Consider the following 2,148-nt stretch of genomic DNA (forward strand, 5'->3'; position numbering starts at 1 on the left):
AAGCATACCAACTGCAAGCATAGCAACTAAACAGATAACGAGTACGCTTACTGGGATCACAATCTTGTCTACAAATGATAGGCGAGACGCGCGCTCTTTATCTCCAATTAAACCGTTGTTATCTAAAAGCATAGTTAGTGCCCAAGCTAGAACTGGGTTAACAACGGCAGAACCAAAGATACAGATACCTGCTGCTTGTGAGTCTTTTGAGTCCTTCACCATCTGCATGCCAGCTTCAAGCAGTGGTAGAGATACACCAACGAGAAGAGCAACGCGCATAACTGGAGGCCATACTGCAACGTCCATAGGAAAACCAAGGATTGCAACAATAATACATAGAGAGCCTAGTAAGATGGCACCAGCAGGAATAGGGCGTTTCGCGATTGCAGCAGGGATCATGTAAGTCCCCCAAGATGATGTGATGTTACCACCACCCACTGCAGTACCGACCATTTGGCGAACGGAACACATTGTCATTGTGTCATCAACGTCCATCAGCACTTTCTCACTCTTACGTGGGTAGTTCATCTCTTGGAAGATACGGTGACCCAAGAAGTCAGGTGACCACATTGCTACCGCAAGTATGGCGAATGGTAGTGAAGCGATGAAGTGTTCCATATTAGGAAGACCAAGCATCCAACCTTCTTCTGTTGAACCCCACCAGTAGATTGGATTTAGGTTTGGAAGGCCTGTCTCGGTTACGAATTTAATATCGAAGCCTGCGCCAAGAGCAAGTGCGATTGCAAGCCCAGTGAAGGCACAAACAGGGATCGCTAGCCAGCGTTTGTTCACTTTAGCAAGGAACGCGTATAAGCCAATGGTAACCGCAAGAACAATTAGACCGATGTAACCCATGCTACCAGCGGCAACCGTATCGGATTGCAAACCAACAGCCCAAGCTTGAATAGAGTTAATTTGGCTCATGGTTCCGGTTAAACCTAGGAAAATAAGAAGGCCACCAGCCGTACCTTCAGAGGTGAGGTTAACCAGTTTTGACCCACCTTTTAAGAGGCTCAAAATCAAACCAAACACACCAATGAGAATTGCTAATGCAAGAGGGTGAGCACCAGCAAGAGCGATGGTACCAATAAGAGGGATCATTGGGCCGTGGTTGCCTGCTAGGTTGGCTTTAGGGTTAATAAAACCAGAGGCAAGTACACAGAAAAGAAGTGCAGGGATGAGCATTTCTACACGCGCAACTTCGATAGCAAAGTCCTTGCCTAAGTTTACGTGGTCCCATGCTGCAGTAAGACCTTCAGCCCAAGACATCATTACCGCAGAGTACATTGCGATAATACCGATAGTACCAGCAAGCGCTGGAACAAGGTCTTCAAGCTCAAAGCGGAAGTCACGACCTGGCAAGTTCAAGCCAAAACGACGTGGCTTCATAATTTGTAGTTCGTGGTCTAGGTAGTCTGAACGGCTTGCGAACTCAGATGCTGGACGATGAAGCTCACGGTAGCTCTTGGTCTCGATATCTGAATCAGAGTGCGTTTTGTTAACTGCGTCTGACATAGATTCCTCATATATTTAAAAGTTATGAATTCTTCATTCAATTGTGTTAGTCCGCATCCTGCGGCACGCTTATGCTAGCTATTATTAGATTTGTTACACGTCGACACTGTGCCTAAGCATAGCTAATAACTTATTGTGTTGAGGCACAAAAAAAGCCTCATCTTTTGGCAGGAGTCTAGCAAGATAGCCATTTAGGGTGATTGATTTAGATCACTTTAAGAATGGTTGTGAAATAAAACTACAGAAAGTTTCTGGCATGCGAATGAGATGCGGAGAACTTGTGTAATTTCATTACACAAGTTGCATAAAATTAGAACTTTTTGTCCTTTTGCACGAGATGCAGATTAAATGTCAATATTCACGATGATTATATAAAGCTGGCTTTATTCTTGCTTTGGACAGAGCAAAGACAATTTTTTGGCTAATCATTGCCGCTCAGTTTAGGAAAAAGACATGAAACAGCTTAAAGTACTGCCACTAGTGGCAATCATCTCAGGGTTAATGGTCGGTTGTGGCGGCGGTGGCGGCGGTGGCGGTGGTGCAGCGCCGAAAACTGCGTTTACTTTTGATTTTGCTATACCAGCAACAATGACTGAAAGTGAAGCAACTACGAAAGGTTGTACTGTATATGAC

General features: G+C 44.9%; 1 protein-coding gene and 1 pseudogene. One reads left to right on the top strand and one right to left on the bottom strand.

Annotation, left to right across the window (positions count from 1 at the left end):
• Positions 1 to 1,515, bottom strand: a 1,515-nt coding sequence (locus CAG68_RS03420; RefSeq protein WP_161440795.1) for a DUF3360 family protein, incomplete at its 3' end; no start/stop codon positions are given.
• Positions 1,516 to 1,968: 453 nt separating this feature from the next.
• On the opposite strand from CAG68_RS03420, the pseudogene CAG68_RS03425 reads away from it, so the two are divergent.
• Positions 1,969 to 2,148: pseudogene (locus tag CAG68_RS03425) on the top strand (54K polar flagellar sheath protein A); the annotation flags it as partial.

Source organism: Vibrio sp. V42_P2S4T144 (assembly GCF_009904715.1).
GTDB classification, from domain to species: Bacteria; Pseudomonadota; Gammaproteobacteria; order Enterobacterales; family Vibrionaceae; genus Vibrio; species Vibrio alginolyticus.